12 protein-coding genes are annotated in these 24912 nt (G+C 44.5%); 9 read left to right on the top strand and 3 right to left on the bottom strand.

What is annotated here, in order from left to right:
* Window positions 1-29: 29 nt before the first annotated feature.
* Both R8N28_RS02665 and R8N28_RS02660 read left to right on the top strand, forming a co-directional pair.
* Window positions 30-1571, top strand: a complete 1542-nt coding sequence (locus R8N28_RS02665) for a bifunctional ADP-dependent NAD(P)H-hydrate dehydratase/NAD(P)H-hydrate epimerase (protein ID WP_065275197.1) — start codon at window positions 30-32, stop codon at window positions 1569-1571.
* Window positions 1572-2006: 435 nt separating this feature from the next.
* Complete coding sequence (locus R8N28_RS02660) at window positions 2007-3050, top strand: GMP reductase (RefSeq protein ID WP_005373458.1); 1044 nt, start codon at window positions 2007-2009, stop codon at window positions 3048-3050.
* Between the two features lie 618 nt (window positions 3051-3668).
* On the opposite strand, the gene R8N28_RS02655 is transcribed toward R8N28_RS02660, so the two are convergent.
* On the bottom strand, window positions 3669-3827 hold the full coding sequence (locus R8N28_RS02655) for a hypothetical protein (RefSeq protein WP_318183318.1): 159 nt from the start codon (window positions 3825-3827) through the stop codon (window positions 3669-3671).
* A complete protein-coding gene (locus tag R8N28_RS02650; protein WP_318183317.1) occupies window positions 3797-5812 on the bottom strand; it encodes a TonB-dependent receptor in 2016 nt (671 codons plus the stop codon). The genes R8N28_RS02655 and R8N28_RS02650 overlap by 31 nt, the downstream gene beginning before the upstream one ends.
* A gap of 142 nt (window positions 5813-5954) precedes the next feature.
* Between R8N28_RS02650 and R8N28_RS02645 the strand changes: the two genes are divergently transcribed.
* From R8N28_RS02645 to R8N28_RS02625, 5 genes are read left to right on the top strand one after another with little or no spacing between them, the layout of a single operon-like run.
* A complete protein-coding gene (locus tag R8N28_RS02645) occupies window positions 5955-6914 on the top strand; it encodes an ABC transporter substrate-binding protein (protein ID WP_065275199.1) in 960 nt (319 codons plus the stop codon).
* On the top strand, window positions 6898-7881 hold the full coding sequence (locus R8N28_RS02640) for a FecCD family ABC transporter permease (protein WP_065275200.1): 984 nt from the start codon (window positions 6898-6900) through the stop codon (window positions 7879-7881). Before R8N28_RS02645 ends, R8N28_RS02640 begins: the two co-directional genes overlap by 17 nt.
* On the top strand, window positions 7881-8843 hold the full coding sequence (locus tag R8N28_RS02635) for a FecCD family ABC transporter permease (protein ID WP_065275201.1): 963 nt from the start codon (window positions 7881-7883) through the stop codon (window positions 8841-8843). The genes R8N28_RS02640 and R8N28_RS02635 overlap by 1 nt, the downstream gene beginning before the upstream one ends.
* Window positions 8843-9646 carry an ABC transporter ATP-binding protein gene (locus R8N28_RS02630; RefSeq protein WP_009705685.1) on the top strand — a complete coding sequence of 268 codons (804 nt, stop codon included), beginning with the start codon at window positions 8843-8845 and terminating at the stop codon, window positions 9644-9646. The genes R8N28_RS02635 and R8N28_RS02630 overlap by 1 nt, the downstream gene beginning before the upstream one ends.
* The gene (locus tag R8N28_RS02625) at window positions 9646-10503 is read left to right on the top strand and encodes a (2Fe-2S)-binding protein (RefSeq protein ID WP_065275202.1); all 858 of its coding nucleotides are present in this window, start codon (window positions 9646-9648) and stop codon (window positions 10501-10503) included. The genes R8N28_RS02630 and R8N28_RS02625 overlap by 1 nt, the downstream gene beginning before the upstream one ends.
* A 153-nt stretch (window positions 10504-10656) precedes the next feature.
* Here the strand turns inward: R8N28_RS02625 and R8N28_RS02620 are convergent, their stop codons facing one another.
* Window positions 10657-11631 (bottom strand): peptidoglycan DD-metalloendopeptidase family protein, encoded by a 975-nt coding sequence (locus R8N28_RS02620; protein ID WP_065275203.1) that lies wholly within the window; start codon window positions 11629-11631, stop codon window positions 10657-10659.
* A gap of 253 nt (window positions 11632-11884) precedes the next feature.
* Between R8N28_RS02620 and R8N28_RS02615 the strand changes: the two genes are divergently transcribed.
* The gene (locus tag R8N28_RS02615) at window positions 11885-22426 is read left to right on the top strand and encodes a tandem large repeat (protein WP_318183316.1); all 10542 of its coding nucleotides are present in this window, start codon (window positions 11885-11887) and stop codon (window positions 22424-22426) included.
* 767 nt (window positions 22427-23193) lie between these two features.
* Window positions 23194-24912 carry a hypothetical protein gene (locus tag R8N28_RS02610; RefSeq protein ID WP_065275204.1) on the top strand — a complete coding sequence of 573 codons (1719 nt, stop codon included), beginning with the start codon at window positions 23194-23196 and terminating at the stop codon, window positions 24910-24912.

Genomic DNA, 24912 nt, shown 5'->3' with positions numbered 1-24912 from the left:
TTGTGTTTCCCAATGCGTAGAACGTGAATATGGACTTTAATCTCGCTCTAAAACTCTACACCGCAGAGCAAGTAAAAAACGGTGAAACGCTGGCTGCGCAAATGGCTGGTGTTTCTATGTATAGCTTAATGCAACGCGCTGGTATGGCCGTGTATGAGCGCTTTTTACATCTGTATCCTAAATCAAAAAATATCTTAGTGATTTGCGGTAAAGGGAATAACGGTGGCGATGGTTACGTATTTGCATCTCTTGCGAAACAAGCTCAACTCAATGTACATGTTTTCCAAATTGGTGATGTATCTGTGCTAAAAGGTGATGCTTTGCGCGCATACCAAGACTGGCAGTCAATCGACGGTGTTAACAATGATTGGGATGAATGGAATACCGCATTGCTAGAAGCAGATGTGATCATCGATGCCATGTTAGGCACTGGTTTAAGCGGTGAGGTTCGTTCGGAGTATCGTCGCTATATTGACCAAATTAATCAAATTCATACCCCTGTGATTGCAGTCGACGTTCCTTCTGGTCTGTGTGCTAATACAGGTGCAGTTTTAGGTGATGCTATTCGTGCCGAGCATACTGTAACCTTCATTGGGGTTAAGCAAGGCTTATGCACTGGACAAGCGAGAGATCGAGTTGGCGAGCTCTACTTTTGTGGTTTAGGCGTCAATACTAAGTTTGATACTATCGAAGTAGAAAGTGCATTAGGTATTGATCATCAGGTTGTTTCAAGATTAATGCCCAAGCCAAATCCAACGGTCCATAAAGGTGACAACGGGAAGTTGCTTTGTGTTGGTGGCAATCAAGGGATGTCTGGAGCGATTCGTTTATGTTCCTCCGCTGCGATTAGAGCCGGAGCGGGTTTAACTGCCGCAATTACTCACACGAGTAGCATTATTCCACTGCAGGTTGGTTGCCCAGAAGTAATGAGCCAGAGCATCACCGCTGACTTACTCAGGGATACTGAGAACGACTTAACTAAACGCATTCGCTGGGCTGACGTATTCGTGTTTGGTCCTGGCTTTGGAGATGATGAGTGGGCTTATCAAGCCTATCAATATCTGGCTCAAGAGCAGAAACCTAAAGTTGTTGATGCTGATGGCCTCAATATTCTAGCGATGCTGAGCCAGCGATGCGATGGCACTCTGGTGTGCGACAACCATCGAGTGATCACGCCGCATCCTGGAGAGGCAGCTCGACTACTAAATGTAACCATTCAACAAATAGAAAGTGACCGATACTCTGCTGCAAGACAACTGCAAGAGCGTTATGGCGGTGTAGTGGTTTTAAAAGGCGCGGGGACGCTTGTTTACGATGGAACGAGAATGTACGTCTGTCTAGCGGGTAACGCCGGAATGGCGACGGGGGGAATGGGAGATGTGTTATCTGGAGTCATTGGTGCATTACTAGCCAAAGGTTTACCAATTTCTGTTGCCGCACGTTTAGGTGTGGTACTTCACAGTCATGCTGCCGATATAAACGTGAGTCAGCATGGTCAAATTGGTCTTTTGGCAAGTGATGTCGTTAGCACTCTTCGTACCGCTATCACCCAAGAGCTCTATCGAGTTTAATTAGATTTCATGCATTGCTGAGAAAATTCGTCGATTTTTTTGAGTACTTTTTTCGAATTAGCAGGGCATCTTAGTATTAGGTGATTGAGTTTTAGGCAGATTTGAGAGGTGATGCGTTTTCATTTTAAAGGGATGACGCAAAGGTTTGCGCAAGAGGTTAACTTAAACGTTTTCTTAAGTTGTTGATAATTATAAATAATGAGAAAAAATAACGACTTGAGGAGTGTTTTTGATATGCGATTATCAAGATGGTATCACAAAAAAAATTCAAATATCAGACTTGTAGGAAATAAATCACAGCCTATAATGCTGAAAACCGGAGCGTCTGCCAACGCTCCGGTTTTTTTGTGTCCGAAGAACAGTGAACTCGTCTGCCAACGAAATCACTACGCACTCTGAGATGACACATATACATATGAATCAAGGAATTACACAATGCGTATCGAACAAGAACTTAAGTTAGGTTTTAAAGATGTACTGTTTCGCCCGAAACGTTCTACCCTTAAGAGCCGTTCTCAAGTAAATTTAACCCGCGATTTTACATTCAAGCATAGTGGTCGTCAATGGTCTGGTGTGCCAGTAATCGCAGCAAACATGGATTCGGTTGGTAGCTTTGCAATGGCTAAAGCCCTGGCTGAGCATGGTGTAATGACCGCTGTTCACAAACATTACACGGTAGAAGATTGGGCTGAGTTTGCTAAATCAGCAGATAAAGTAACCATGAATAACGTTATGGTGTCTACTGGGACATCTGACGCAGACTTCCAAAAAACCAAAGACATCATGGCACTTTCAGATGAATTTATTTTCATTTGTATCGACATTGCAAATGGTTACTCAGAGCATTTGGTCGAGTATGTTGAACGCGTGCGAGCTGAGTTCCCAGACAAGGTCATTTCTGCAGGCAACGTGGTTACTGGTGATATGTGTGAAGAGCTAATCCTAGCTGGTGCAGACATCGTTAAAGTGGGTATCGGCCCAGGCTCTGTATGTACAACTCGTGTAAAAACGGGTGTTGGTTACCCGCAGCTTTCTGCAATCATCGAGTGTGGTGATGCAGCGCACGGCCTTGGTGGCATGATCGTCGGTGACGGTGGCTGTTCTTGTGCGGGTGACGTAGCGAAAGCATTCGGTGGTGGCGCGGACTTCGTAATGCTAGGTGGGATGCTAGCGGGTCACGAAGAGTCAGGCGGCGAAGTGATCGAGAAAGACGGCGAGAAGTTCATGAAATTCTATGGCATGTCGTCGAAGAGCGCGATGGATAAGCACTCAGGTGGTGTCGCTGGCTACCGTGCGGCTGAAGGTAAAACCGTATTATTGCCATACCGTGGTAGCGTTCACGGCACTATTCAAGACATCCTTGGAGGCGTTCGCTCAACATGTACATACGTAGGTGCAGCAAAGCTTAAAGAGCTAACCAAGCGTACTACATTCATCCGCGTTCAAGAACAAGAGAACAACGTGTTCGGTAAAGAGTAAATCGACTGAATGTAACAAGTGTAAAAGCAACCATATATTGATATTTGGTGCAACCATAATTTGATATTGCCTCTTCATAAGTCTATTGCTTTTTAAGTTTATGACATTTTTGAAGGGGCTATTTTATATCTGCTTTAGGATGAAATACCCAGCTAAGTGAGTTTGCTTAACACTTCTATCATGGCGTAGGTTTTTCCAACTTGAGCATTGTAATTTCTCAAACTTAACTAAGCGGCAATGAAAATACATGCTTAACCATAGGAGCCATCGTAATCGCTAAGTCATTAAATAGGCGAGGTCTTCCAGGTTGGTTCCCTTGCTTGATTTGCTTCCATAGCTGAACAGTCTCTTAATTAAAAATGTCTGTTAACAGCGGGTGATTAAAGCTTGGTTGTTGTGTTTCCAATTGGTTGTTCTGTAGCGAGGCTGGCTGTTAGCCTAAGTATATGAGTGAACTTAGCTGCTCAGCTCATGGGTTGAAGATTTAGTTGCCTGATTTAGGAAACAAAGCTAGTACCCGGCACTAATTTGAATTTTAAGGTAATAAATCACGAATTTAACAGTAGAAGTGAAAGACATGCGCTTAATCTGATTAAGCGCATTTTCTGTGTTTTAAGTTTAGTATTTCACTTCGTAGTTCAAGTGGAAGCGACGACCCGGTGCGTTGTAGTAACGTGAGTTGTTACGCTCTGATTGCGCGTACGCCGTCATGTAGTCTTCGTTGAATAGGTTTTCTACAGCGAAGCTTAACGTACCGAATGGAAGATCGTAGTCCACACCGCGTTTGCAACGAAGTAGCTGTCTACTGCGTATTTCGCGCCAGAAGTGATTTCATCTTCTTTATCACGGTTGCCTGAGTAAACCAGCGTCATGTTGTAGCGACCGAATTCGTAAGTGTCGTAGCTGATAACAGACGTTACTTTCAGTGGTGCGATACGTGTACCGTCTAGTGGTTCCCAGCCGCTGTCTTCGTTAAGCTTACGCTCACCTTCTTGCCAAGAGATGGTGCTGTCTGTACGAAGGTTAGCAAGAATGCTGTAACCAAGCGTTGCTTCCGCGCCCCAAACTTTCTCTGGTGCACGAGTACTTTCTAGCGCATCGCCTGCTTCGTTTACGTTCAGTGTCGAACCTAGGTCAGATTCGCTGTAGAACGCAGCAAGAGAGTAGTCTGCTTCACCAAGGAAACCGCGCACACCCACTTCGTAGTTGTCTGTAGTGATTGGCTTGATAGCACCTTCAACGGTCGAGCTGTTACCAGAACGAATGTCACGTAGTGCTTCGTTCGTTGACATACCTTGCGCGAAAGACGCAAACAGCTGGTGGTTGTCGGTCAGATCGTGTGTCACACCAATGTTGAATAGGAACTCGTCAAAGTACGGATCACCGCCTTGAACTTGGTCACCTGCGTTGTTGTGCGTGTTACCTACAGTGAAATCATCCACGCTTAGACGTACGTACTCGTAACGGATACCGTAAGAAAGAACGGTGTTGTCGCTTACATCAGTGATGAACTGAGCGAATGGTGCGATAGCAAATTGCTCTACATCCGGTGTGTTGTTGTAGAAACCGACGCTGTTTGGCTGTTTGAACGACTGTTGTTCAACGTCCATACCCCAAGTAACGAATGCCCAATCAATTTGGCTAGAGATGTTAGCTTTCACGCCGAAACGATCAAAATCTGTCTCGTTGTGGCCGTATAGTGTTTGACCAAAGGTTGGAGAATTTGGGTTCTTGTCTTTCATCGCAAGCGTGAATGTCTCAGTGTCTTGAGTCATCCAGTAACCTGTTACATCTAGCATACCTAGGCTAAAGCCCAGATCTTGGTAACGTGCTTGGTAGTTAGCGAACGTGCGTGTTGCATCGTTTGGTTTCGCGCCATCTTTACCTGCAACGCCGTTGTTGTAACCTGAACCACAGTGAACCGCTTCTGCAGGTTTGCCGTTAGCTGCGTCACCATTCGCTGCACACCAGCCGTCGTTATCAGTAATGTTACGAACGCCGAAAGTGAAAGTAAGCGAACGATCTTCGTCGATGTTATGGTTCCAAACGCCGTTTACGTTTAGGTTGTCCATGTCATCTTCGTTGTTTACCGAAGGTAGGCGGTCATCGTTAGCATCGTAGCTGCCACCACGTTGCTCGTAACCCAGACCCAGACGCCATTGGTCTTTCTCATCACCGCCTGTCGCTTCTTGGTACACGTTCCAAGTGAACGCATCGCTACCAAACTCTTGGAAGCTTGTGCCAACTTTAGTGCGGTATTCTACTGCGCCTTCTTTTGGCATTTTTGTGATCACGTTGATGATACCGCCCTGCGCACCAAGGCCGTAAACCGCAGAACCACCACGGATAACTTCGATACGTTCAACATTTTGTGGATCTATCGCCGACAACTCTTGGCCAAAATCTAGGAAGCTGTTGTTTTGTGCAACACCGTCAATCAATAGCAAAACGCGACGACCACGGATTTGGTTTTGACCTTTGCTGCTCAGGTTACCGTGAACAGAAGTCCCCATACCTGGAACCAAGGTTGAAAGCACATCGTTGATGCTGCGGCTTTGGTTCAATTGAGATTGAAGTTGTGCTTGGTCGATAACGGTCACAGAGCGAGGAACGTCGTTAAGCAGCTGTTGAGAACGGCTTGCGGTAACAACCATTGTTTCCATTGCTTGGACTTGGTCGTTACTTTCCGCTGAAACGCCGAAAGGTGAAAGAGTAATTGCACTTACCACTGCAATATTTAGCTTAGATAGTTTGAGTTTCATAACTTCCTGCAACTAAAAGTTGTCTTTTGTAAACTTGTTAATAAATTGATTTAGCTAGCGATTATTGAGCACTTTGTAATTACGTGGTAGTCTAGCACGCAAAGAAGTAATGTAAATATCAATAATTATCATTTGTAATTTAATGGGCAATTTTACAGCAGTCGTTATCATTTCAATAATTAGCCAAATGCTGTCTATTCAGCTTTCTTATGCAAGTGGCTTGAACGCATCGGTCGTCGATGATCTAGATCATACAATTTCAACATCAAATGTGACTCATTTCCCGCGTGTTGCAAGCGTATCTACCTTTGGCGCGGAGCTAGTATTAGCAATGGGTGAGACGCCTGTTGGCGTGTCTGATTACCCTGGTGGATTTCCTCCTTATCTTTCCGCTTTAAATGACGTGCCAAGTCTTGGTAATCGCTCAAGAACCAGCTTTGAAGCTTTGTACGATGTGAAGCCCGATTTGGTCGTTGGATTGGGGCGAATGTTAGAGCCTTATTATCAGCGTTTCGTCGAAATTGCACCGCCTCTAGGCTTTGATTTGATTACGTTAGAAGACAGTTTTTCTGCGGTAGAGCGTGCAAGCATGGCAATAGGGCGAGAAGGGCAGGGCAATGCACTAAATATGTGTTTTCAGGGTTTTCTTAATGAGATGCAATCAAAGCTTGGTAAAAGACAGCTTTCTGGCCTATTTCTGACAAGCGCAGGCGTCACTCCGCGAGCATACTACTCACACTTTATGTCCGTGGCTCTTATGGAAAAATTGAATATCCGAAGTGCGAATGGTGACTCGCCGTACGCGACGAAAACGCCGTTTTCTGGGCAAGTGGGTCTTGAGTGGTTGGTGAAACTCGATCCAGATGTGATTTTCATGTACCAGAACGCCGAGCCACAATTTACCGAATCGAAAATTTGGCAGAGCTTAAAAGCGGTGAAGAACAATCGAGTTTACTTGGTTGATATGACATGGCGAGAGCCAGAAGGGCCACTTTCACGAATTTGGGTCGCGATGGATATCGCCCACAAAGTGTATCCCGATCTTTTCCCAGCGCCTTCTGTTGAACGAGTTTATGAGGTGATCAATGGCTCATGCTCTTAGGGTAACCAAACCAAGTGCGGTGATGGTTCGCAGCTTGACGACGGTTTTGCTGCTAGCAGTGGTTTATGCGTCTTTGTCGAGTGGGATTTACCGTTTTGATGCGCTGCAAATCATGGCGTTTTTGATTTCTGATTCAAGCAGCCAAGCATCTTTAGTGTTTTGGGAATTGCGTTTACCTCGTACCTTAATCGCACTCTTTGGTGGGGCGGCGTTGGCGGTATCAGGCTCGCTCATGCAAGACATCGTTCGCAACCCGTTAGCGTCTCCAAACCTGACTGGTGTTATGTCTGGCGCAGCGCTTAGCGTGTTGACGGCGACCATGTTCTTGCTGCCATTGCCAACTTTGTTTTGGGGGATTGTGGGGGGATTGCTTGGCGGTGCCATTACCTTATCCATCAGTTGGAAACAGGGCGTCACACCAGCGCGGTTGGCGTTAGCTGGCATTTCTGTGAGTGCATTTTGCCAAGCTGCGGTGACCTACATTCTGCTGTCGGATCGTGTAGACAGTGAGTCACTGTTTTTCTGGTTAACGGGCAGTAACGCGGGCGCGAATTGGTCGGTGTTTACGCCGCTTATCTACACCGTCATTCCGGCGTTTATCTTGCTTGCGGTTACACATCGACAGCGTGGTTACTTACTGCTGGATGACACGGTTGCTCGTGGTCTAGGTATCGCAATTAACCGTTATAGATTGGCGTTTGGTTTTGTTTCTGTTGTGCTTACTGCGGTTGCGGTTGGTGCATTTGGTCCTGTTGGTTTTGTTGGCCTTGTTGCCCCTCATCTCGCACGCATGATGGGATTGGGGCTTGGCGGCGCAGCTGTTATTGGTGCGGCACTCGTCACCGCAGCGGATCTCCTTTCTCGAACCCTGCTTATGCCGCTGGAAATTCCTATTGGCGTCATTACCGCGACATTAGGTGCGCCTTGGTTTCTTATGTTGATTGTCCGTAAGCTGAGAGGGAATTAATGAAAACACGTTTCTTATTCCCTTGCTTGGCTTTGCTGGTGTTCGCTCCTGCGCTGTTTATCGCCTCTAACTCAGAGCTTAGACAAGTAGGCGAGCTGTTTATTACTCATGGTACTTATCACCCATTTTGGTCGCTAACCTTACCAAGATTTTTGCTGGCGATAATGGCGGGTATGATGCTGGCAGTTTCAGGCTTATTGCTGCAAACCACCCTTAAAAACCCGTTGGCAGACAGCGGTATTTTAGGTGTGAACGCTGGTGCTTCTCTTGGTGCCGTTTGTGCGATTTTGTTGCCCGCTTGGTTTAATTGGAATATCACCACAGAAAGCGCATTGCTGCTGTTTTCAATGGCGGGTGGTTTGCTCAGTGCGATTCCTGTTTTGATCGTGAGCCGAATCGGAAATACCAGTCTAACTCTACTCACAGGTGTGGCGATCACGGCGATTCTTGGCGCATTGAGTTCGGCGCTGATCTTCACTATTGGTCAGGGTAAAACCGACATCGCATTGCAATGGATGGCAGGTGGCATGTATGGCCGAGGTTGGGAGCAAGTGAGTTATCTTTTGCCTTGGTTCTTGGCCTGTTTAGCGTTCATCGCTTTGGTGTATTTGCCATTGAAATGGGTACGCTACGATGACGCGATTTTGCGTGGTATTGGTATCAATGGTGATCTGCTGCGTTTGGGGATTGTGTTAGGTACGGTATTTATTACTGCGCCCGCCGTTTCAGCTGTTGGGCCAACTGGTTTTGTGGGATTGGTGATTCCGCACATTGCACGTTTGCTCAGTGCGAATGATCCTTTGCGAACCATGTTTACGACTTTGATTTTCGGCGCTGGCTTCCTCGCTCTTTCGGATGTTTTAGCCAAACACTTACTGTTCCCAACCGAAATTCCAGCGGGCGTGATTACCGCACTGCTTGGTGTGCCATTTTTCCTCTTCTTGTTAAGGAAACATTCATAATGACCCTATCTTCAAAAGGGCTTGAAGGGCAATCGCTCACCTCAGGCTACAACGATACGATGATCTTGAACGATGTGAACATCCGTCTTCAAGAAGGTAAGGTAACGGCGTTCATTGGTCCAAATGGGTGCGGTAAAAGTACGCTGATGAAGACCTTAACCGGTGCGATCAAAGCGAAAAAAGGCGACGTGACTTTTAAAGGCAAAGCGCTTAACCAATGGAAGCTTAAAGATCTCGCTAAACACATTGCGATTCTGCCTCAACATCCTACGGCACCAGAGGGCGTATTGGTCGAGCAACTTGTTGCGCTTGGTCGTGTTGCTCATCGCAAGTGGTATCAGGGCAACAGCGAGCGTGACCAAGAAGTGATTACTGAATCACTTGCTTCTGTCGGGTTGGCTGGCTACGAAAAGCGTGTGGTTAGCACGTTGTCGGGTGGTGAGCGTCAGCGCGTTTGGCTGGCGATGTGTTTGGCGCAAGAAGCACAGTGGTTATTGCTAGATGAACCAACCAGTTATCTCGATTTAGGTCACCAACTCGAGTTACTCGAAGTACTCGATAAGTTGAACAAGGAACGCAACTTAACCATCGTTTATGTTCTGCATGAACTGAGCCAAGCTGCGCAGTTCTGCGATGAACTGGTACTAATGAAAAAAGGTCAGATCTTAAAACAGGGAGCGCCTTTGGATGTGCTCACTGAATCGACCCTTGAATCGGTGTTTAAAGTGGAAGGAAAAATGGAAGTCATTGATGGCTACGTTTACTGTTTACCAAAAGCTTATGTTCGTGAGGAAGTGCGTTAATGGAAAACCTGTTTAATCAGTTTCGTACTTTAGTGGCTTTGCCTGAGAATGTTAAAACGCTGACTATCGCAGAGCAGCAAGCCCTATTGAATCGACATGAACCTTTCTTCCGCTTGCGCTTTGTTGAACAGCCGAAAGGCATCAAAGCCAGTGAATGGTTTGAGCGTGAGTTTCCTGCTGTTGTGCAAGATTACGCAAACTCTATTGAGGCAAAGCTGCCATTTGCCGTACCGATCTGGCAGAAAGTGTTTAACGCGATTTTGCTGACGTCGCTGGTCGGTCATCGGGTAGTATTTGATCGTGTGCTGCAATTAACACTCGATGACCTGTATCTGACCATTGGTGAAGACCATCGTGTCGCAAGCATTGAAGTGTCGAGTGCAACACTTTTCTTTTCTCTTGAAAGTGACAACGAAGCGATGCAAGTGGAATCGGAACTGGCGTTAGATGAGAAACTCGCGCAAGTCATTAAGACGCTCTCAGAACCATTGGTGCCGTTGTACAAAAAGCAGAAAGTCAGCCCGAAAGTGTTTTGGGGGAATGCCTTGTACGCGTGTGATTTAGCATTTTCTAAACTTGCGCATCAACCATTGGCCAATGACACGTTAGATCTAGATGTGCAAGCGGCATCAAAGTGGCAGCAAAACCTATTTAACGCGGTTACACCAAAAGGCGGTGAATTAAACGCAGTGAAAAAGGTGATCTTTAATGGCTTTCAAAAGCTCTACGTGAGAAGAGAAACGTGCTGTCTGAAATACAAAATTGAAGGCAAAGAGAAGTGCTCAACCTGTAACTTGCACGATTCAGAAATCCAAGAAAACATCATGCGTATGAACATGCTTGGGTTATTTCAGTAAAATCGATAAATTATCATTTTTTATTGACCACATGTAATTTCAGTAAAAGTCGCTTATTTGAAAAGGTTTTATGTGATTTAGAGCAAAGTTATGGTCTACTGTAGTTGCGGATAAATGGCAGTAGGAAGAATACACGAATCGAAGTGACTGTTGTTACCTATTTGACTGCTCATACCGTTGCCATTCCGCTGTTAACTCTGCTTTTTCTTTTCTCGCTGCAATCAGCATTTCTATATTTACGTCAGCGTTTGGGTGCCTTTGAATGTATCGCTCGTAATCAATTGGAATACCATTGATGTGCAGTTCAAGGTGTAAATGCGGCCCTGTTGTTCTTCCTGTGTTACCCGTTTTCCCTATCACTTGTCCTCGGCTGATCTTCTCACCAACATGGACGTTGCGCTGAGATAAGTGTAGGTAGCGTGATACAGAGCCATTTGTGTGGCGGATATTAATGTAGTTGCCGGCAAAACGGTTGTAGCGGGACTTTAAAACGATGCCATCAGCAATACTACGAATCGGTGTACCTACAGGTGTGGCATAATCAGTGCCTAAGTGCGGAGTCGTTATATTGGTCACTGGATGTGTTCGCTTTAAGTCATAGTCAGAGCTCACTCTGTAGTTTTTATCAAAGGGTGAAGAAAACATGAACTGATTATTTATCGACACACCATGCTCATCAAATACGTTACCGTGACCATCATTGATAATAAATAAATCAGTTTTACTGCCTAAATAGTAAAAAGAACTAATGTAAGTTTCGTTTTTACTATTTAATTTAGTTCTTAAGATAAAGTTATCACCTCTTTTAATAGAGTCAATAATATTAAACTTGCTTTTGATATGTGCTAATAGCAAGTTGATCTCTTTTTGACTCACTCCTGATTTTAATAATGAAGCGACAAAAGAGTATTCAACAACACCGATAGTGATTTTTTGCCTACGAGTATTCTTATTAATTGGTGGCTGCACATTCTCACTTTCGAATTCTAAAGGCTTGATGGTAGGTAGCCTATCCACAGGAGTGAGGAAGTAGTGAGAAAGCGATACGCTAATCAATATGATTAACGCAGTAGTGATAAGGGCTACGGTAGGAGCTTGCACACTCCTTTTTATTATTAAAATAGTCATTAGTTTTGTTGGTTTATCAATACTGACAGTTGTGCGTAGAGTATAATATTTTAAATAAAAACTAGCATTAAAGCATGAGTAATTCCTCTGTTTTCACTAAGTTAATAATTATAGGATGTAAAAATAATTTTAATAATTCAGTCAAAGTGACGGTTGGCTTGGTGTTTATGCCTATTTTGTTGGTGTTAATGTCACGTTGAGAAAATATTTTTCAATAATATAATCTTGGGAAAATATATTTTGCCAAATTACTATGTTCGCTAAAAATACGCTGAAATTAACATTAGGTCTTACGCTTACATCTCTTTTATTGAGTGCATGTGGTGGTGGTGATGGAGGAGACAACACACCTCCAGCTAGAAGCAAAGGAAGCATTTCCGGTATGGTGTTTGACGCCCCAGTCAATGGCGCCAAGATTGAGGTTTTCGAGTTCAAAAATGGAAACTTAGGTCGGAAGTTGGCTAACACGACGTCTGATGCCTTCGGAAACTATCTGCTAGAGTTTGAATCTTCGTCAATGCCTCTTTTTGTTGTTGCAAAAGAGGGGAGTTATACCGATCCGTTTACAAATGAAACGGTATCTGTGAGTAATGCGAAGACACTTAAATTTGAAGGTGTTGTGAACTTTAAAGAGGGGAGTGAGCAAAAGTTAATGCTTACTCCGCTGTCGAACTTGGCAGCAGGCTTGGCAAAGTACAAAATTTCTCAGGGGGCCACAGATGAAAGTGCCTTTTCAACCGCTTTGGATAGTATCAATAGCATGTATGGGTTTGACGTAAATGAGACCAAACCTATTGATATTACCAAAGGTGGGCAAAGCAGCTTTGCTAGTACTGGGCATCAATACGGCGCTTTATTAACAGCATACTCGTCTTACTCTTACGATCTTATAAAAAAATACGGCAACAGCGATAACGTCTACACTTCGATGCACTTCGCTGACATCCAATATCGGGATGTTATTGCAGATGGTGTTCTTGATGGTCTTGAAGTGAGCAAGACTTCAGGAGCAGTGACTCCCCTTAGCTTTGGACAGAAAAAGATAAACAGCGACGTTTACACACGTGACTTATCTCAGCACGTTTTGATCGTGGTAAACGACCCAAGTATCAATATTTCAGGTACTGATGCTGCCGACTATGTCGACTTTAGTAAGAAGCTTAATGACTTAGGTACATATGGCAGTACAGATGGCGTCATTCCACCGCGAGATGGGACGGAGATTGATACCACAGCGCCTATCGTGACACGCATTGACCGTGATGTACTTGCAGGCACCGATAAAGTTGACCTAAAAATTGTTGATGATATCGGTGTAGAAGACGTATCCGCCTTTATTCAGTATCAGATTAATGGCTCTTGGTCTGGTGAATTTCAATGTAACGACATACAAGATTTTGGAAGCACATTCTGTTCGGTTGAATTTGATGATTTTGAAGTTGGCCTTCGAGAGACCAACGTTAAAGTTAACATTAATACCAAAGAGATCGATAGTGTAGATATGAACCCTGCCACAGGGCTCTCAAACGTAACAGCAGCACGGTTAGTCTTGTATACAGCGGATGTACTGGGTAATGAGTTAATTCCAGGCAGCCATTCGGGTCTTCATATCAACTTTGAATGGGATAACGATGCGCCTGTTATCGATATTACATCGGCGAGTGCAATTAATAACCAACTTAAAGAATACGTTCTGAAAGGCGTTGTAAAAGAAAGCTCGCAAGAGATTAGTTCGGTCAGTATTTCATTTAAAGATGGCTTACATGAGGGCGTCACATGTTCTCCTGTCACTGTAGAGTCTGGAAATGCTTGTGAGTTTAGTAAGGCTTACCCAACTGATGAATTCCTATCTACGACGGTCTTTGAGGTTCGAGCGAGGGATAGCAAAGGCAATACGGGCTCTGCGCAGCATGCAGTAAGTCGTGACGATCAAGCGCCAGCACAGACGATAACCTATCCTGAAGGTACGTCAATGACGTACGTAAATGTGGGTTTAGATGGTGAACGAACCACTTACGATGGTATCTACTCTCAAGATACGTACACCCCAGACAATGTTCAAGCAAGCCGCGATTTCCTGAAGATTGATTATGCGTACGCAAGTTTAGGGATTCAGAACTCATTAAAAGGGATAGATTTTAGTAACTTCAACGCTAATTTATTGAAAGAGAATAAAATCCCTTATGTTCGTGTGAAAGTTTCAGACGTAAACACCGATACGGTTTTAGGCTCCAACGCTAATAAGCTTAAGCTCGTCGTCAAGTACTTCGTAAGCCAAAACAACGATAACAACTACTCACTTCAGCAAGTTATTGACACAACCGCATCCGATGACGATTACATCGCAAAAATTCCGCACGAAACGCTGTTAGATAGCAATGGGCGAGTAGAGGATGTCATCTATTACATTCCTTTTGTAAGAGATATTTTGGGTGACAGCTTTAAATCGGTATCAGAAAACAGTAGTCAAAAGTTAGTCATTCAAACCGTCGATGAGTCTGATAACGAAAGCACTCCAAGAGAAGTATATTTTAGAAGTAGCTTTGACCTACCAACCATAAAAGTGGTGACACCATTTATTGGTGCGCGAGCTCAACTTGAAGGGTTGAGCCCAAGTGGTGAATTCACTTCACTTGCAAGTTGTACCACTATCCAGCAACTGGAAAGTGACCAGTCTATGGCTCTTGACGTAGCGAGCTGTGAAACCACAACTGACGTAGTGAATTATGATTTCATGCGTGTTCGTTTAATTGGTATCGAAGGCAGTGAGCCATACTATTACCAATGGAAAAGAGATCCAGGGACCAAGAAAGTAACGGTTGACTTAAACAAGGCCAATATTGGTGTGTATTTTAAGCTCAAAGGTTCTCAAACTTACTATATTACTGAACTATCGACATATCAGACTGGTTTGTTTGATTTCCAGTGGGATCAAGTGACAGCGGGAGAGAAAACTTCAGAACGTGCGATTCAAATTCTCGATGAGGTGCGCTACGCGTTATCAGGTACGAATAACAACTCATTCTTTGGGTTTGACCCAACGGTTGTGTCTTATGCAACCAATGAAATGCTTACGACTAAAGCGATTCCAGACAAGCCATCAAATGACTATCTACACCGATTCCTTGTTGAAGCAATTGATAGTATTGCCGAGAGAATGCCAAGAAATAACTCATTAGATTTTGCATCTGCTATTTACGATGATTTTAGCTACGATGGAAAAGCAAATGGTATAGGGGCCGGAGGAAGTCAAGTTACGCTCGATTCTTACACGTTTGGCGCTGAAACTTACCGAAAAGACCTGGCGCAATCGTATTATGAAATCATGGCGAGCAAATACGGTATTGAGACCAATATCGCGCAGCTCTATGCTGATGATATTTCGATGGCTAATCCTGACTTAAATGGTAAGAACATTTTTGATACAGAGGGTAGTAGTATCGATACCTTGCCTCCGCAGCCAAAATTAACCATTGAAAGCGGTAGAGAGACGATGGTTGGTAATAGGCTTTATATCGCTGGCGAGGTTGTTTCTAAAATTGTCCTAGACGATCCTTCTGGTATTGTAGGAACCGACGCTTACGGCCCGAAGTTTAGCACGATGTGGTATCAAGCTAATGAGCCAAATATTGAAATACCACTGGACATCAACATCGCAGAAAACTCAGGCAGCAGCAATGCTTATCGAAAAGAGTACTTCTTCACCCTCAACTCCCAGTCTAGTGAACTAAAAGACATTATAGAGTTTGCCGTGGAGACCAGTGCTATGGACCCACATGGCAATGCGTATGGTTATAATGGTAAATCTCCGTTTATAGAATCGGTGTTTATTGATAACGATTTCCCTAAGGCCAGTTATCTTCCACCGAATGATGTCGATGGTAAACCTGTAGAAAACGGTATTTATTTAAATGCGAACAATACTCATGAATTAACCTTCAAGGTTGAGGATATTGTTGGTGATAAGCTTGCCTCGAGGAGCCTTGTTTTCTACCAGCAAACCGGTGAAAAAGTAACATACACACCAGAAAACTTTGCAACTAACTCAAAAGACGCGTTTAAAGTCAAACTATGTACGGGCGAGATTTGTTCAAATCAAGGCTCTACGATTTATCCTGGTGATGGAGATTGGTTAGTTGTTGCCGCAGCAGAGGACAACTTAGGTAACTCCGTTTCAGAGTTAACTAGCACCGCTCCGAGATTCAATATTCGTATCGACTCTGAAGCTCCTATTGTAAAAAGCGAGCAGGTTCAAAGCCGTTTAGGCGGTAATAACCAATGGACACCTGTCATTGATTGGGGGACGTTAAGCTCTGGCAATAACGTAAAAATAGATTTGCGCCGCGGATCTGGTCAGGCTCTGACATTAGAAAGCTGTGACCCTCTAACAGAGGAGTGTGACGTACCATACCTAGTTGGTGAACAGCCTGACGTCAAAGTCCAACTGGTTTCAAAAGCATTTGATTACGATGAATGGAATGAGTTTTACGTCACTGCGACGGACAACGCTTACCCTGCCAATGTTAGTACAACAGGGAAATTTACCTTCCAAGTCGATAACAAAGGCCCTGAAATCATCCTAAACACGCCTTGGGTTGAAGACACATTGTCTAAAGAGAACTATGTCATAGGGCGTGAGTTCAATGTGCGATTTAAATCCGTAATAGACGATTCAGACCTTGAGCAAGTCTCGCTGTATCAAAGTGGTAAAGATTCGCCAATTAAGACAATTGTGCCAACGGATTCATCTAAAGAGTTTGTCATGTCTCTTATCAAGAGTGACACAGATAAAATAGACATTTCTGAAGATGAAAAAACAACGTCATTGTATGTAAAAGCAACCGATATATATGGTTTTGAGTCTAGTTCTAACACGCACAAGGTTATTCTTGATCGTGATGGGCCAACATTAGGATTAAGTGGTTTCAATGCGAATGACTACTACTTAGGTAACTATGTCTTTGACCTAACGGCGCTAGACCTAAATGCTAACGGTGATGTTTCAATTAATGGCGTAAATAGAGAAAGCCTAGAGTATTGGACGTTTAGCGATCTGGAACCATTACCTGGCTCTCCCGGTACAAAAATCAATGAGGATCTCAAAGTGAGCCTTGGTGATTTAGGTACGGGTACACACAAGATTCGTTTAAAAGGGTCTGATGTTCGTGGCAACACAACCTTAACCAGTGATGAGCAAGATTTTACCGTCAAAGTGTACAACTCCATCCCGCAGGTGACGCTGGCGATGAGTTACACGGATGGAACGCCAATTACAAACAACACCATCTATCAAGATGGGAATATCGTACTGACGCTTGATATTGTTGATGATAGTGGCGTTGATCGAATTGACTCAACGTATAGGTTCTCTGGAGAGCAAAACGGGACTAACTTTACGTTCTCAGAAACCGCAGATGGCACTTGGACTGCAACGTTGCTTTCTACACAAATTGCCAAAGATGGTAATTATGAACTTGATATCAAAGTTTATAACAAAGTTCGTTACCTTGATGAAAAAGACCGAAAGGTTGGAAAAGTAAACCAAACCTTTAGCGTACAGCGTGAAGGCGTGGTTCTAACAGTTGAAAGCCCGCTGGACTTCCAAAATTACTTATCTGATGGTGTTCTTGATGTCACCTTTACTACATTGAGTGCGGTCAAAGCCAAAACGTTAGAGTGTTGGGTTCGTGAAGAATACAACTCTCTGGATGCGCCACCAACTAATGAGCAACCAACTTCTGGTGTTATCAACGTATCGCAAGAACCTTACAGTTGTAGTGTCAATGTTGGGCAAAACATGACGAAAGCACCTGTTACTTTGATCACTAAAACCTTGGGTACAAATGGGCGTGAAACGATCAACAAGTTCAATTTCTCGATGGTGGATATTGATGCACCGACAGTCGTAGATGGTAACTCATACAGTTTTAAAGGAAGTGATGTTTGGTTTGATGAAGCTTTGAAGAAGAAGATGCTCACATTTGAGCTCTCTTTTAATGATGCTTTATCAGGCGTGAATACCGAAAGTTCAGATGAATATCCAAAGTTGGTTCGTAATCTTGGCAACAAAGCTTATACACCAACGACTTGTGCCAAAGGTGTTGGAAATATCAAGTGTACGTATTCTGAATCCTATGCCGATATTATTGATGGCCTGAGTACAACTCAAGAATACAAAATCAAGAACTTATCTGATTTAGCAGGAAACTTGACGCCAGAGCACGATCTATTGCTTGAATTACCTAAAGGTTCGGTAGTCGTTGAAATTACTGATCCGGTTGGAAACACAACCATTAATGGTCAGCAGCTTGTCGCCAAGTTCAGAATTAAGCTGTATGAAAACTCTAGGCTAGACAATGTGATGGCCAGATTTGGAACGGAATCCTACAACTATAAAGATAATCCGGAGAAGTTTGCACAATTAGAGGTGTGTGCAGATGATCCAACCTACAAGTGTTCAACATTTACAAGTGAACTTCCTAGCGATGCGGATGGAAAAACGATCAGGACAACGATTACTGCAACGGATGTGTGGTCGAGAGTCGGTGAAGCGACCGTTGATATTAAAGTTGACAACACACCTCCAAGTGTTGGCGATGAGATTATCGTAACCGAATCGCCAACAAATCCTGATAATGTTCGTTTTCGTTTTGACATAACGGACACTGGTAGCAGCCTCGCAAAAGTAAACTACTCGGTTTTAAACCCGAGTTATCAAGAAGAAAGAGTAGAGGATGGGAATGGTTCATCTACGTACTTTGAACTACCGAAATCTCAGTTAGAGGGGCGTGGTTCAATCACGGTTGATATCAAAGCGACAGATAGTGTTGGGCTATATTCAGACATCAGAAAAGTCATTGATATTAGTGTTCCTAAAGTCACAGTTGATTTCGATGGAATTACGAGTTTGCAGGGTGGGAAACTGTTTTTAACCAAGGCAAGCCAGCCGTTTACGGTATCTACGGTGGAAGGAGAAAGAGTGAAAGCTTCACAATATTCTGTGGAGCTTATTCCAAGCCTCGGTGATTCCTTGCGTTACTCAGGTGATGTTATCTCATCTAGTGGTAATGGAATGATGAACTTTGCCGTCGATAACCAAGGGTCATATACCCTTAAGGTGACGGTGACGGACTCAGTTGGAAGAGAGAATACAAGCTTTGAATTACTAGGCAAAAGTTATGATGGAAAGGTTATCGAATCTATTGTTGATTATGACGCTCCAAGTATTTCGGGCTTAAGTGCTAATCAAACCTCTAAGGTACCGACAAACGATAAGTATCAGCTAGAAATTAGCGCATACATTACAGATAAAAATTTAACCCTCGTCACGTCAAAAGCGGTGAGTGGTGGCAGCACTGTGGCTCCTCAAGCGATTACTGAGCCGACAACCGAAGCGGGGCCTTATGTCATAAGCTATTTGTTACCTAAAGGCGATCATACGATCACGGTGGCAGCAACAGACAAGGTGGATAACAAGAGTGAAAGTTCTATTGACGCGCATGTGGAAGCGGCAACCGTTCCCGGGCTAAGTATATCTACTGCTTCAAGCGCCCCTCTTTTTGGAGGTGAAGAGATTACACTTACGTTTAACTTTACAGAAGAAGTTACGAACTTTGATATCTCAGATGTCCACCTTGTCGCTAGTGATAGCGGTGCAACAGGAACGTTAAAACAAGATACTTGGTCGACTTCAGACAATATTACGTGGACGGTTAATTACATCAGTCCAGAAAAGCAAGATAAAAACATAACAATACAGGTAGAGGATGATAGCTACCAAAGTACCAACACCATTCCTGGAAAAGGAAGCAGTTTAAATATCGCGGTTGAAGGAACCTTACCAAAACTGACCAATGTGACATTTAACCCTGAGCATCAGAGCGTGGGGCAAAGCGTGAGTGTCTCGCTTGAGTTTGATAAAGATCTCCAAGAGGCGACCGCTACGCTTGGCGGAAATCGCATTAGTTCTCTGTCAGCAACGGCAGATAAAAAGGTCTGGGTTGGTGATGTACAAGTTCCGAGCACCGCGCTGTTAAGTGTCGACTTGGTTGTTAGTCAATTTAAAGATTTGACTGGCAACATAGGTGAGGATAACACCGCTCACGAATTACCGATCACGCCAACCTTAGCCATCACGCCAGTGGGCAGTGTGGATGAAACGCATGCCGCCACGCTACAATTCGAAGGTACGTCGACACGTTTTGACGGCCAGTCCCTGCGTCTTGAAGTGAAAGCCCAAGGCAGCGCGACGGTACTAAAAAGCAGCAGCGCGACAGTACAAGCCGGTGGCACTTGGACCAGTGACGCGATTGATATGAGTCATCAAACCAATGGCACTTATACTGTGATGGTGACGGGGATGAACTCGGCGGGGATTGAAGTGAGTGAAAGCCAGAGCTTTACACTCGCGCAGTCTCTGCCAACGCTGACTAACGCGACGTTTACGCCTGAGCACCAAGCCATCGGCCAACGCGTGACGGTAACGCTGGAATTCGATAAAGATCTGCAATCCGCCGCAGCGGAGTTAGGTGGTGCGACGATCACTTCATTAGTGGCAACCGCGGACCCAAGTGTTTGGACTGGTGATGTGGTGGTACCAAGCACGTCAGAGCTGAGTGTGGCGTTACTAGTTCGTGACTACCAAGACTTATCAGGGAATACCGGTAGCCAGAACACGGCTTACTCCATGCCGATCACGCCGACCTTAGCTATTACGCCAGTGGTCAATGTGGATGAAACGCATGCCGCCACGCTACAATTCGAAGGCACGTCGACACGTTTTGACGGTCAGTCCCTGCGTCTTGAAGTAAAGGCCCAAGGCAGCGCGACGGTATTGAAAAGCAGCAGTGCGACGGTACAAGCCGGTGGCAATTGGACCAGTGACGCGATTGATATGAGTCACCAAACCAACGGCACTTATACCGTGATGGTGACGGGGACGAACTCAGCCGGCATTGAAGTGAGTGAAAGCCAGAGCTTTACACTGGCGCAGTCTCTGCCAACGCTGACTAACGTGACGTTTACGCCTGAGCACCAAGCCATCGGCCAAAGCGTGACGGTGACGCTGGAATTCGATAAAGCATTGCAAGGTGCTGTGGCGGAGTTAGGTGGCACGACGATCACTTCATTAGTGGCAACCGCGGACCCAAGTGTTTGGACTGGTGATGTGGTGGTACCAAGCACGTCAGAGCTCAATGTGGGGTTGCTTGTTCGTGACTACCAAGACTTATCAGGGAATACCGGTAGCCAGAACACGGCTTACTCCATGCCGATCACGCCAACTTTAGCTATTACGCCAGTGGGTAATGTGGATGAAACGCAAGCCGCCACGCTACAATTCGAAGGTACGTCGACACGTTTTGACGGTCAGTCCTTGCGTCTTGAAGTGAAAGCTCAAGGCGGCGCGACGGTATTGAAAAGCAGCAGCGCAACGGTACAAGCTGGTGGCACTTGGACCAGTGACGCAATGGACATGAGTCACCAAACCAATGGCACTTACATCGTGATGGTGACGGGGACGAACTCAGCGGGCATTGAAGTGAGTGAAAGCCAGAGCTTTACACTCGCGCAGTCTCTGCCAATGCTGACTAACGTGACGTTTACGCCTGAGCACCAAGCCATCGGCCAAAGCGTGACGGTAACGCTAGAATTCGATAAAGATCTGCAGTCCGCAGCGGCGGAGTTAGGTGGTACAACGATCACTTCATTAATGGCAACCGCGGACCCAAGTGTTTGGACTGGTGATGTGGTGGTACCAAGCACGTCAGAGCTGAATGTGGCGTTGCTTGTTCGTGACTACCAAGACTTCTCAGGGAATACCGGTAGCCAGAACACGGCTTACTCCATGCCGATCACGCCGACCTTAGCCATCACGCCAGTGGGCAGTGTGAATGAAGTGCAAGCCGACACGTTACAATTCGAAGGCACGTCAACACGTTTTGACGGCCAGTCCCTGCGTCTTGAAGTGAAAGCCCAAGGCAGCGCGACGGTATTGAAAAGCAGCAGTGCAACAGTACAAGCCGGTGGCATTTGGACCAGTGACGCGATTGATATGAGTCATCAAACCAATGGCACTTATACCGTGATTGTGACGGGGACGAACTCAGCGGGCATTGAAGTGAGTGAAAGCCAGAGCTTTACACTCGTGCAATCTCTGCCAACGCTGACTAACGTGACGTTTACGCCTGAGCATCAAGCCATCGGCCAAAGCGTGACGGTAACGCTAGAATTCGATAAAGATCTGCAGTCAGCAGCGGCGGAGTTAGGTGGTACAACGATCACTTCATTAATGGCAACCGCGGACCCAAGTGTTTGGACTGGTGATGTAGTGGTACCAGACTCGTCAGAGCTGAATGTGGCGTTACTAGTTCGTGACTACCAAGACTTATCAGGGAATACCGGTAGCCAGAACACGGCTTACTCCATGCCAATTACACCGACAATACACCTAGACGTTATCAACGATGTTACTGGAGTGGAAAGCGTGACAGTAAGTGGTAGCAGTGAACGATTTGAAGATGGTGAGTTCATAGATATCAAAGCAGTCGACGCTGATGGTACAGAAGCCACAGGCATGGCAACCGTGCTTTCAGACTCATGGACAACTGATTTAGATCTTTCAGGACTGAAGGAGGGGGTAGTGACGATTTATGTAAATGGTACCAACAAGCTTTCCGCCTCTGCCGAAGAGGCTCAAGCAACATTTAACTATGATCGTTTCGCAAGTACAGCCTCCTTAGGTGCTGTTTACAACCGATATTTTAGTGATAACAAAACTTTAAAAAATGCGGCATAAATAAAGCGAGCGTTTAGCTCGCTTTATTTCTTTGGGACTTTTTGTGATATTTATCAAAATAATTGCCTTTATTGATAAGTTACTCGAATTAATGAATCGTCTTAATACAAGGCTGAATAACTATAATAACTAGGCCAATGTTGCTTTTAGGTGTGTATGACGTGATTGTGATGGTCGCTCGGCAGGAGCTGTGGTGAATGTGTCGCGTTGAAAATCTTTTTAAATATTATATATTTACGCTCGTTTCTATACTCTGAGTATAGTGTTCTGCATGAGGTCGATGGGTAATACCTCACCTCTTTAACTCGCGATGAAGCAAATTTAATCCTAGCAAGCTTCAGAGCAGTTACTTTTGTGAGTGCGTAATGCGCTCACCTTTTTATTTAAACTTCCTCAGTAACAGTCAATTTGTTGTTTGTTGCTGAGGAGGGCACCTCATAAACTTCTGAATTTCCTCGTGCTTACCTGAAGCACACGTTACTACGATTTTTGTTAACTTCAGTCCATAAATTAAATTTTTTTAGATAGTAAGATTTTACCATTTTGACAGAGTGGGTGATGTTACTGGCTTTTATTGTGGTCAAATCGCATGTTTTAATAGTAAAAATCACCATTTTTTTGGTGTTTTTGATTTCGGGCGATTTTTCTATCTCGTTGAAAATAAATGGCTAAGTAAGTAGGATACGCAGACCAAATCGTACTTGTAAGCCTTATCAGCTTAATTGTCACCGCAGCCATATTTACGATGTTGGTTGTGGAGAATTCAAATGCATTTAGTTTGCAAATTTATACCTAGCTCGAAGCTATCCTCCAACGAGCTATCTTATGTTCTTACACCGGACGAGTGTATAGGACAGCTTTCGCGTTTGCGAAATTCAGATGACATCCTTAGAAACCTCCCTAAAGAATTGGCGCAAAAGATTTCCATCTCTGCCAAAAAAACGACCAGCGCATTACTAGCTGCTATAAGAATCGAATTGGGAAAAGGCAATTGGGTGTCATTATCTACCGTTGCACGTCGGTCGCCATTGACGGACTCTCAGCTGCAAAGCTTCCCTAGACTTAAATCACTCGTTGACTCTGTATCTGCTTCGAATGAAAGCAAAGCTTTTAAAGCAGGATACAAGCAGGTTATCGACGATGTTGCTTTAGTTCGTAGTTACACGCATGTACCTTCTGAGCCAAGCCCAGATCAAAAAATCGTTGTTGAGTTTGCAGGGCAGTGGTCTAGTAATGCAGCATGTTTGATGTTGGGAAAAACCGAAGCTCAAAAAGAAAAAGTGACTGTAGGCAAGGCTGATACAGAAAACAAACACCGCAGCCTCGCGACGTTTAAAGATCTCGAAGCTGAGGGCAAAACGCTCTATATCAAAATCCCTTGTTCCGACCAACCTCAGCCAATCTTGCTTAAACTCGCCGAAGACCTGCAACCCGTTGATAAAGAAACTCAGATGGATGAGTGGGACAACGTGTTGGTGCCGGTAGTTCCAGTTCATAAGAGTGATTCAGGGTATGTATCTATTGATCGCGGTTATATTTATGTCGTTTGGCAATCAGAAGTTTGGCGAGAAATCCAAGTTCAAAACGACGGACGCTTTTCTGATGTCGATCTATCGCTCTACCAAAGCACTAAGTCCTCGCCTCAAAGATCGGTCGATATCAGCTTATATGATGAAGACTCCGAAGCATTTCTGTCAGGGGAAGCGTTTCAACTGTACCAAGACGGTAAAAAAGTCTATGAGGGCGTGTTGGACGAATACGCTTGCGCCCGTGTTTTTGGTCTTACGGGAGAAGAAGTTGAGGTAGTGGTTGCTGATTGGCCTAATGAAGGCGAAACATACAGAGAATTATTTCAAACCGAGTTGAGTCCATTTAAGGCTGGAAGTAAAACTAAGAGAGAGCCGCTTGGTGTTCCTTTGCCTCATATTTGGCTTCCATACAAAATCAACGGCAGCGTACAGAGTGATGTTGCTCTTTATTATTCTCGGGCTCAACTCAATACTCAGCAACTCAACGAGTTAAAGAGCGGGAATAACGAGAAAGCGGTTAAAGTAGACCTCAGTGATTATTCTTCTGCTCATAACTTTGATGCGAGCTCCGAACCTGTGATTTCGCTGCCGAATCTAGATACTCAAGTGTTAAGCAAATCAGATTACAATGTCGTCAGTCAAAAAGAGCAAGGTGTTGCTGCCGCTGTTGTTAACTCACCAAGTGAAGGCATTGTAATCACATATAAAAGTAACCCTCAGTGCGATCAACCGGATGATTTTTTCCAACTGGCGTGTGTTGATGAAACATGGAGCCAAAAGATTTTTTTGCGCGAGGCTGAGTTTGTGGATGAGTATTGTAAAGAAGTCGTGTTTAGCGGTTGGTTACCAGAAGTTAAAAGGGTCAATCTCACTCGTCATTGCCGATCTCATAACTCAGATAAAACGGTCTTAATATCAGTTATTTATCAAGACATTGAACTCACGGAACTATTATAA

Source organism: Vibrio sp. Vb1554, from assembly GCF_033344235.1.
This window is presented reverse-complemented; position numbering and strand designations above follow the sequence as displayed.

What these genes read in the sequence shown, in the direction of transcription:
- R8N28_RS02665 (WP_065275197.1), top strand. Translation starts at nt 30, where the DNA reads ATGGACTTTAATCTCGCTCTAAAACTCTACACCGCAGAGCAAGTAAAA.
- R8N28_RS02660 (WP_005373458.1), top strand. Translation starts at nt 2,007, where the DNA reads ATGCGTATCGAACAAGAACTTAAGTTAGGTTTTAAAGATGTACTGTTT.
- R8N28_RS02650 (WP_318183317.1), bottom strand. Translation starts at nt 5,812, where the DNA reads ATGAAACTCAAACTATCTAAGCTAAATATTGCAGTGGTAAGTGCAATT.
- R8N28_RS02645 (WP_065275199.1), top strand. Translation starts at nt 5,955, where the DNA reads ATGGGCAATTTTACAGCAGTCGTTATCATTTCAATAATTAGCCAAATG.
- R8N28_RS02640 (WP_065275200.1), top strand. Translation starts at nt 6,898, where the DNA reads ATGGCTCATGCTCTTAGGGTAACCAAACCAAGTGCGGTGATGGTTCGC.
- R8N28_RS02635 (WP_065275201.1), top strand. Translation starts at nt 7,881, where the DNA reads ATGAAAACACGTTTCTTATTCCCTTGCTTGGCTTTGCTGGTGTTCGCT.
- R8N28_RS02630 (WP_009705685.1), top strand. Translation starts at nt 8,843, where the DNA reads ATGACCCTATCTTCAAAAGGGCTTGAAGGGCAATCGCTCACCTCAGGC.
- R8N28_RS02625 (WP_065275202.1), top strand. Translation starts at nt 9,646, where the DNA reads ATGGAAAACCTGTTTAATCAGTTTCGTACTTTAGTGGCTTTGCCTGAG.
- R8N28_RS02620 (WP_065275203.1), bottom strand. Translation starts at nt 11,631, where the DNA reads ATGACTATTTTAATAATAAAAAGGAGTGTGCAAGCTCCTACCGTAGCC.
- R8N28_RS02615 (WP_318183316.1), top strand. Translation starts at nt 11,885, where the DNA reads ATGTTCGCTAAAAATACGCTGAAATTAACATTAGGTCTTACGCTTACA.
- R8N28_RS02610 (WP_065275204.1), top strand. Translation starts at nt 23,194, where the DNA reads ATGCATTTAGTTTGCAAATTTATACCTAGCTCGAAGCTATCCTCCAAC.